The sequence below is a fragment of the Stenotrophomonas sp. P5_B8 genome (genome assembly GCF_054049855.1).
The window spans coordinates 1-3,430 of the sequence record NZ_JBFULO010000403.1; the positions used below are offsets into that span (position 1 = coordinate 1).

General features: G+C 66.8%; 4 protein-coding genes and 1 pseudogene. 4 read left to right on the top strand and 1 reads right to left on the bottom strand.

Annotated features, from left to right (window positions below; all coding sequences use genetic code 11):
• Positions 1-242: 242 nt before the first annotated feature.
• The gene (locus ACXJKH_RS17095) at positions 243-458 is read right to left on the bottom strand and encodes a hypothetical protein (RefSeq protein WP_256774396.1); all 216 of its coding nucleotides are present in this window, start codon (positions 456-458) and stop codon (positions 243-245) included.
• Between the two features lie 286 nt (positions 459-744).
• Here ACXJKH_RS17095 and ACXJKH_RS17100 point away from each other — a divergent pair, with 286 nt between their 5' ends.
• The 4 genes and pseudogenes from ACXJKH_RS17100 to ACXJKH_RS17115 form a co-directional block, all read left to right on the top strand.
• Positions 745-1,272 (top strand): hypothetical protein, encoded by a 528-nt coding sequence (locus ACXJKH_RS17100; protein ID WP_457321116.1) that lies wholly within the window; start codon positions 745-747, stop codon positions 1,270-1,272.
• Positions 1,273-1,288: 16 nt separating this feature from the next.
• The gene (locus ACXJKH_RS17105; protein ID WP_457321118.1) at positions 1,289-2,794 is read left to right on the top strand and encodes a phospholipase effector Tle1 domain-containing protein; all 1,506 of its coding nucleotides are present in this window, start codon (positions 1,289-1,291) and stop codon (positions 2,792-2,794) included.
• Positions 2,795-2,894: 100 nt separating this feature from the next.
• Positions 2,895-3,185 carry a hypothetical protein gene (locus tag ACXJKH_RS17110; protein ID WP_256774393.1) on the top strand — a complete coding sequence of 97 codons (291 nt, stop codon included), beginning with the start codon at positions 2,895-2,897 and terminating at the stop codon, positions 3,183-3,185.
• 40 nt (positions 3,186-3,225) lie between these two features.
• A pseudogene (locus ACXJKH_RS17115) lies at positions 3,226-3,430 on the top strand (type IV secretory system conjugative DNA transfer family protein); the annotation flags it as partial.

Here is a 3,430-nt window from a genome sequence, read left to right on the forward strand (position 1 = left end):
CGACAGGGCCAGCAGGATGAAAGTGCGCTGACGCGGGGTCAGGCGCGCGGCCAAGGGAACGGGGGAGGGGCTCATACGGGCGGAATGTGGGACAGGTTCGGTCGGCTATTGTACTGCTGCGCCGCAGCATGAGCGCTGTGCACCATGGAATGCTGTGGTCCGCCCGCCCTGAAGCGGCCCCCAGCGCGAGGAGCGCGCGGGCGCAGCGCTGCGTCCACCGGCTGCCGCCGCGGCCGAGGGGCTCAGGGATAGCGCCGGGCCAGCGGGATCGGCGTGGCCTCGGGCGCCTCCGGAATCTGGGCGCGTGGCCCGTAGGCAAGCAGTTCGTTGGTCCTTTTCTGCTCGGCCAGGATCTCCCGCAACAGCCCCTTGATCCCGAACACCGCGAACGGCACCAGCAGCCAGATGACCGCCATCACTCCCATCAACAGTCCCCACAACAGGCTCGCGGTCTGCATACGTGCTCCTTCCCTGACGTCGATGCGGAGCAACCCTCCGCGCAACCTGCAAGCCTAGCCGGTGGAGATGGCAGTTTGCAGCACCACAGGGTGTCGCCCGGCCAGAGTTGCACTTGACGTGACACCGCCGCTAGGCTGGGTCCGGTCGCGCCGTGTCTCCGGTGCGGCCAGGCACGCTCCTTCCAGCTGGGGTCCTTGCATGCGTTCGTTGCCCCAGGCAGGTCCTTTCCGGCGGTCGCTGCTGATCGCCCTGGTCGTTTTTCTTGCCGCAGGATGCCAATCCACCATGAGTTCCCCGGCCCAGGCCGCGACATCGCCCCCGGCGGCAGGCAACAGCGTCCCGCTGCGCTTTGTCCAGCACAACGTCGACGCGCACTGCTATGACACGCTCACCTGCAGTGTGGTCTACGCAGGCGATGAGCTCACTCGCAGCCACCTCGACACCCCCTCGCCAGCGGCCACCGATGGCCACCGCGACCGCTGGGGGTTTGCCAGCCACATCGGCGTGCGCAACTTCCCGCCGCCGGCGCAGCTGCGCTGGACGTCCAAAGATGGCAGCCAGCATCAGGCAGAGGTGGACATCGGCGCGATCTTCGCCGACCAGAAGGTGCTGCACCGCGTGCCGGGGGAGGAGATCCCTGACGGTGCCTTCGTCGGCCCGGCCGGCGAGCCCAGCATCTTCATTGAAGTGGACGACCGCACCGTGCGGGTGTTCATGAAAATGTTCATTCCCACCCGCAGCTTGCAGGTGGCGGGCAACCCGGACAGTGACTTCCGCGCCGATCTGATCGAAGCGTGGCACCGGACCTACTAAAGCACGGGGCAGGGATATGCCAGACGACAAACATGGAATCGGCCGCGACGGCCTGCGCGAGGATGGGGTATCGCATTACCCGGCCGACGCCGCCCGGCTGCAGAGCTACACCGACGCCCGCCGGGCATTGGGCACCCTGCAGGTGCCTGTCCTGCTGCACGTCGGTGATCCCCATGAACGCCTGTATGTCGCCGCCTTCGACGGCACCGGCAGCGACGCCGACAAGGATCCCGGGCATGCCACCAACGTGGCCCGTATCCGCGACCAGGTCCAGGCGCTCAACGAATCGGGGCAGACCCAGGTGCGCGCCGGCTACGTCGCCGGCCCCGGCACCCAGGACAACCTGATCGACCGTGCCTGGGATGGCGCCCGCGGCCACACCTACGACGAGCGCCTGGAGCAGATGTACCGGCAGTTCATCGAGCAGGCCAAGCAGTGGCGTGCTGACGACCCGCAGGTGCAGATCCGCGTCGCCGACATCGGCTTCAGCCGCGGTGCCGAGCAGGCGGCCGGCTTCGCCCGGCTGGTGCACGAGCGTGGCATCCAGGACCCCTCCGGCGCGCGCTACACCCGCGATTCGCACGGCCAGATCACCGACGTGCAGTACACCCGGCCGCCGCTGGTGGCACCCGGGCAGGTCGCCCAGGCGGTGGGCCTGTTCGACCCGGTGGGGACCGGCGAGCCGGCGCGCGACCACGACCGGCGCCTGCCCCCGTCGGTGCTGTCCGGCCTGCAGATCATTGCCGACGACGAACGCCGCAGCCTGTTCCGCTCCACCCACATCATCGACCCCGGCCTGTCCGCCGACGGTCGCTTCCTGGGCGTCAGCGTCGCCGGCGCACACGTGGACATCGGCGGCGGCTACCACCGCGACGGCCTCGGGGTCCGTAGTGGCAACCTGATGGTCGACTATCTCAACGGCCTCAGTGACACGCCCCTGCTGCAACGTAAGGCGGAACCGGATGACCCACGTCTCACTGTGGTGCACCGTTCGGAGGAGGGGTCACTGCTTTATCGGCTCGGGTCCAAGGTCGACCGCAGCACGCCGGATGGCTACATCGAACGGCTGGTGCCCAAGGGGCAGGTCGACAAGGTCGAAGACCCCTACAACGCCGAAGCGGTCGATCCGCACCTGCGTGCACGCTTCCCATCGCGGGCCGTACCGATTGCGGCCGGGCAGGACCAGCCGGTTGCGGCGGTGCCGCCGGGTCCGGGACATCCGGATCGTGCGCTGTACGCTGCCATTCGCGACAGGCTGCCGTCCTCGGTGTCCGACGAACAAGTCATGCATGCCACGGTCCTGGCCAAGGAGAGCGGCGTCACCGCCATCGACCGCCTCCAGGCCCAGATCCATGACGGCCACGCATTCGTCTCACAGACCTTTCCGCCGGGCTACCGGATCAGCATGGATCTGTCAGAAGCCGTGCCAGACCTGGCGACATCACTGCAGCGATCCCACGCATTGGATGCTGCCTTGCTCCCCCCATCCGACGCGCAGCCCCACCGCGAGTTCTCCCGATGAGCGGCGCCGACGGAGTTCACAGATTGGGGCAGCCCCTGCCAATCTTCACATGGCCTTCATCAGATTTTTCTGATTGGCATCACGTGCTGCTTCGCTTAGCATGCGCGCCAAGGTCCTTGGCCGGGGAGCATCGCTGATGGTCGAGTATCCGCATCCACTGCAGTCCAGAGGGCGCTATCAACTGGTGGCCCTGACAAATTCACCGGTGTACAGTCCGGCGGATGTGTTCGGCTTCGCCGTGCTCACCTCTGAAGGGGCCAGGATCACCGAGGTCGTGTCGCTCGACGATGCGCACAGTCAGTGGGAGCGGTTGCTGGCGAAGGATGAAGCGGTAAGCGTGGAAGACGAAATCGTAGAAAAGCGCACGACATCGCGAAAGCGTCGGCGCTAGTCGTAGCGTCCTTGGGGGACGCATCATGGAGGATTGGGGATTGTCCACGCAGAAGATCGTTGTCGCCGCAGGGCTGACCCTGGTGACCGTGCTTGCCGGCTATTGCTTTGCCGGGTATCTCACCCTGCTGCTGCTCGGGCTGGATACCGCGCTGTTCAAGTGGAACACGTACTACCAGTATGTGCAGGCCCTGGACCAGCCGGCGGTGGCCCCCTATGTGACCAAGATCAAGCTCGGCGGCGTGC